The organism is Caballeronia sp. INML2 (assembly GCF_023631365.1).
In the GTDB taxonomy this organism is placed as follows: Bacteria; Pseudomonadota; Gammaproteobacteria; order Burkholderiales; family Burkholderiaceae; genus Caballeronia; species Caballeronia turbans.
The window spans coordinates 1-3,696 of sequence record NZ_JALQDH010000156.1; the positions used below are offsets into that span (position 1 = coordinate 1).

Consider the following 3,696-nt stretch of genomic DNA (forward strand, 5'->3'; position numbering starts at 1 on the left):
GTCAGCACGAAGCCGTCATCGATTTCATGTTGTTCGAGCGTGTAGTTCTTTTCCATCTTCACTTCGCCTTCGAGCACTCTGGCGCGGCACGTGCAGCACACACCGCCCTTGCACGCGTACGGCAACGCGAGTCCCGCTTTCAAACCCACATCGAGCACGCTCACGCCTTCATAGGGCAGCCGCAATTTGCGCTTCTTGCCGTCGATGATCAGCTCCAGATCCGCCGCCGGCGTGCTGTCCGTGATCTCGATGTCCGGCGCCCCGGCTTGCGGCAACGGCGTGCCGAAACGCTCCACGTGAATCTGCTTCGGCGCCACGCCCGCATCCTTCAACGCCGCTTCGGCTGCATCCATCATCGGGCCGGGGCCGCAGATGAATGCCTCGTCGATTTCCTCGGGCGAGAGCAGCGTCTCCAGAAACGCCTTGCACTTCGCCTGATCCAGCACGCCGTTGAACAACTCGACGTCCTGCAGATCGTCCGAGAGCACGTGATACAGCGAGAACCGGTCCATATACCGGTTCTTCAGATCCTCGAGCTCCTCGGCGAACATGATCGCGTCGACGCTGCGATTGCCGTACACGAGCGTGAAGCGGCTCGTCGGCTCCATATCCAGCGTCGTCTTGATGATCGCCAGCACCGGCGTGATGCCCGAGCCGCCCGAGAACGCCACGTAGTGCTTCGCGTGATCCGCGTTCAGATGCGTGAAGAAGCGCCCGTCGGGTGTCATCACCTCGATCTCGTGGCCGGGCTTCAGGGTATCGAATGCGAAGTTCGAGAAGCGCCCGCCACGCACGCGCTTGATGCCGATGCGCAATTCGCCGTCGCGATCGTAGTCGGTCACGCCCACGCAGATCGAATACGAACGGCGCGTCTCCTCGCCATCGATATGCGTTTTGAGCGTCACGAACTGACCTTGCGTAAAGCGAAACGCATCGCGCAGCGCCGGAGGCACTTCGAACGAAACGGTGAGCGCATCGGCGGTTTCGGGGCGGACCTCACGGATGCGCAGCGGATGGAATTGCGGAGTCGCCATGTTTTTCGGCTCGCTTTTCAATGGAGTCAGTTCAGTACGGCTTGAAGTAATCGAACGGCTCGCGGCAGTCGATGCAGCGGTACAACGCCTTGCACGCCGTCGAGCCGAATTGCGCCAGCTTCTCGGTGTGCGTCGAGCCGCAGCGCGGGCACGCGATCGTCGCTTTCGTATAGGGCACGAAGCGGATGGGCTTTTCCGTGCCGCTGCACGCTCCCGTCGGCGGTGCTATGCCGTAGCGGCGCAGCTTCTCGCGCGCTTCGTCGGTGATCCAGTCCGTCGTCCACGCGGGCGCCAGCACCGTCTCGATGCGATGCGCACCGAGCTCGGCCCGATCGATCGCCTGCGCAATATCCTCCGCGATCTGCGACATCGCCGGACACCCCGAGTACGTCGGCGTGATCACCACTTCGAGCACGCCATCGTCGCCGTGACGTACCTCGCGCAGAATGCCCAGTTCGCGAATCGATACCACCGGAATCTCCGGATCGGGCACCGCTTCGAGCACATCCCACGCGCGTTCGATGGTTGCGTTGGCGGTATTCATTACCAGCTCGCGCCCGGATGTTGACGCGCCAGGCTCTGCATCTCCGCGAGCAGATAGCCCATGTGCTCCGAGTGCTCACCGTGCTTGCCCGTGGTGACGTGCTTCACTTCTTCGGGCGCGGTGAGCGTGGCCTCTTCCAGTGCCGATGCGACCTCGTCACGCCATGCCGCTTCGAACTCGCTCGCGAGCGGCGCGATTCCCGCATCGGCGACGGCCTGCTCGATTGCATCGGTGGCGAAGAACTCGCGCGTGTACGGCATCAGATAGTCGAGCGCGGCCTGCGCGCGACGATGCGACTCGTCCGTGCCATCGCCCAGACGCACCAGCCAGTCGCGCGCATGATGCAAGTGATAGCTCGTCTCCTTGATCGACTTCGCCGCGATCGCCGCGAATTGCGCATCGCTCGATGTTTGCAGCGCGCTCCACACTTCGATCATCAGCGACGAATACAGGAAGTTGCGCACGATCGTCACCGCGTAATCGCGCTCAGCGCGCGCCGTGCCCGCGAGCGGCCCGAAGTGCGGCAACTCCGCGATCGTGTAGTTGGCGAACTCACGCTCGGTGCGAAAGTACGCGTAATCGTCTTCGGTCTTCCTGCTGCCATTGAGCGCGGCTTCCAGCGACGCCGCGTGCGTGTACAAGAGCCGCGCCTGGCCGATCAGATCCAGACTGATGTTCGCCAGCGCGATGTCTTCTTCCAGTGCCGGGCCGTGACTGCACCATTCGGCATTGCGCTGCCCGAGGATCAGCGCGTTGTCCGCCAGACGCAGCACGTAGGCGAGATGGTCCTGACTCATGGCTCTTTCGCCCTTACATGTGATTGATTTCATCGGGCAGCACGAAGAACGTCGGATGCCGATAGATCTTGTCGCCCGCGGGCTCGAACAATTCGCCCTTGTCCGCCGGGTCCGATGCGGTGATCGCCGCCGACGGCACCACCCAGATGCTCACGCCTTCCTGACGGCGCGTGTACACGTCGCGCGCCATGCGCAACGCCACACCCGCATCCGGCGCGTGCAGGCTGCCGCAATGCTTGTGATCGAGTCCCTGCTTGCTGCGCACGAACACTTCCCAGATCGGCCATTCCTTGCTCATCTTCATCGTCTCCCTGTTCATGCAGCTTGTTTGTGGGCGCGGGCCTTGTGCTTCTCCGCGTAGGCGAGTGCCGCTTCGCGCACCCACGCGCCTGCGTCGTGCGCCTTCACGCGCGTGGCGAGGCGCTCCTTGTTGCACGGGCCGTCGCCGTTGACCACGCGCCAGAACTCGTCCCAGTCGATCTCGCCGTAGTCGTGCGCGTTTCTTTGCGCATTCCACTTCAGATCGGCATCGGGCAGCGTGACGCCCAGAATCTTCGCCTGCTCGACAGTCGCGTCGACGAACTTCTGGCGCAGGTCGTCGTTCGAGATGCGCTTGATGCCCCACGCGAACGACTGGCCGCTGTGAATCGAGTCCTTGTCGCTCGGGCCGAACATCATCAGCACCGGCCACCACCAGCGGTTCACCGCCTGTTGCACGAGGTCCTTCTGCGCTTGCGTGCCCTTCATCATCGCGAGCAGCGCATCGAAGCCCTGGCGCTGGTGGAACGACTCCTCCTTGCAGATGCGGATCATCGCGCGGGCATACGGCCCGTAGGTGCAGCGGCACAGCGGTATCTGATTCATGATCGCCGCGCCATCGACCAGCCAGCCGATCACGCCGACATCGGCCCAGGTGGGCGTCGGATAGTTGAAGATGCTCGAGTACTTGGCCCGGCCCGCGTGCAGCGCGGCGACGAGCTGATCGCGCGAGACGCCGAGCGTTTCAGCCGCGCTGTAGAGATACAGGCCGTGGCCGCCTTCGTCCTGCACCTTCGCGAGCAGGATCGCCTTGCGCTTGAGGCTCGGCGCGCGGCTGATCCAGTTGCCCTCGGGCTGCATGCCGATGATCTCCGAATGCGCATGCTGCGAAATCTGCCGCACCAGCGTCTTGCGATAGGCCTCGGGCATCCAGTCCTGCGGCTCGATCTTGCCGTCGGCTTGCATCACCGCGTCAAAGCGGGCCTGTTCGGGTGCGGCGGCGCCAGGGGCCGCTTCGCTTGTGTGCGTGGGACTCGGGAGGTCGAGGGATTGGGTGTACATG

General features: G+C 63.6%; 5 protein-coding genes. All 5 read right to left on the reverse strand.

The genetic code is table 11. The features are described from left to right. Window positions 1-1,034 (reverse strand): 1,2-phenylacetyl-CoA epoxidase subunit PaaE (gene paaE, locus NCT32_RS36525; protein WP_250491512.1); only part of this gene is annotated, 1,034 nt, incomplete at its 3' end. A 31-nt stretch (window positions 1,035-1,065) separates the two neighbouring features. Beyond that, the gene (gene paaD, locus NCT32_RS36530) at window positions 1,066-1,578 is read right to left on the reverse strand and encodes a 1,2-phenylacetyl-CoA epoxidase subunit PaaD (protein WP_250478527.1); all 513 of its coding nucleotides are present in this window, start codon (window positions 1,576-1,578) and stop codon (window positions 1,066-1,068) included. Beyond that, the gene (gene paaC / locus NCT32_RS36535; RefSeq protein WP_250491513.1) at window positions 1,578-2,375 is read right to left on the reverse strand and encodes a 1,2-phenylacetyl-CoA epoxidase subunit PaaC; all 798 of its coding nucleotides are present in this window, start codon (window positions 2,373-2,375) and stop codon (window positions 1,578-1,580) included. The genes paaD and paaC overlap by 1 nt, the downstream gene beginning before the upstream one ends. A 13-nt stretch (window positions 2,376-2,388) precedes the next feature. Beyond that, complete coding sequence (paaB, locus tag NCT32_RS36540) at window positions 2,389-2,673, reverse strand: 1,2-phenylacetyl-CoA epoxidase subunit PaaB (protein WP_061122015.1); 285 nt, start codon at window positions 2,671-2,673, stop codon at window positions 2,389-2,391. 17 nt (window positions 2,674-2,690) lie between these two features. Beyond that, complete coding sequence (gene paaA / locus NCT32_RS36545) at window positions 2,691-3,695, reverse strand: 1,2-phenylacetyl-CoA epoxidase subunit PaaA (protein WP_250491514.1); 1,005 nt, start codon at window positions 3,693-3,695, stop codon at window positions 2,691-2,693. Window position 3,696: the final 1 nt, after the last annotated feature.

Coding starts and splice junctions, on each gene's coding strand:
- paaD (WP_250478527.1), bottom strand. CDS start 1,578: ATGAATACCGCCAACGCAACCATCGAACGCGCGTGGGATGTGCTCGAA.
- paaC (WP_250491513.1), bottom strand. CDS start 2,375: ATGAGTCAGGACCATCTCGCCTACGTGCTGCGTCTGGCGGACAACGCG.
- paaB (WP_061122015.1), bottom strand. CDS start 2,673: ATGAGCAAGGAATGGCCGATCTGGGAAGTGTTCGTGCGCAGCAAGCAG.
- paaA (WP_250491514.1), bottom strand. CDS start 3,695: ATGTACACCCAATCCCTCGACCTCCCGAGTCCCACGCACACAAGCGAA.